The sequence below is a fragment of the Myroides sp. LoEW2-1 genome (genome assembly GCF_009767705.1).
Lineage (GTDB): Bacteria > Bacteroidota > Bacteroidia > Flavobacteriales > Flavobacteriaceae > Flavobacterium > Flavobacterium album_A.
The window spans coordinates 1-237 of record NZ_WSPP01000237.1 but is presented as its reverse complement, the minus strand read 5'-3'; the positions used below and the strand labels follow the sequence as shown (position 1 = coordinate 237).

General features: G+C 32.1%; 1 protein-coding gene. It reads left to right on the top strand.

Features of this window, described 5'->3' with window-relative positions; genetic code table 11:
* A partial coding sequence (locus tag GOQ24_RS12675; protein WP_410505196.1) for a hypothetical protein occupies positions 1–237 on the top strand: 237 nt, incomplete at both ends.

Genomic DNA, 237 nt, shown 5'->3' with positions numbered 1-237 from the left:
AGAAATGATGGAACAGATGTTTTATTTGATGTAAATACAGTAAACGTTTCACAAAGTAAAGATGCAAACGGTAATGTAGTAGGATATGACTTTAAAGATTCAAAAGGCAATGTGATTACTACTGTAAATACAGATGCAGCTAATAACTACTACGACAATAGTAAATCAGGAATAGATGCTAAAAATGTACAAGATGCATTAGATAAGCTAGCTGATAATCTAGGTAAAGGAGCAGGA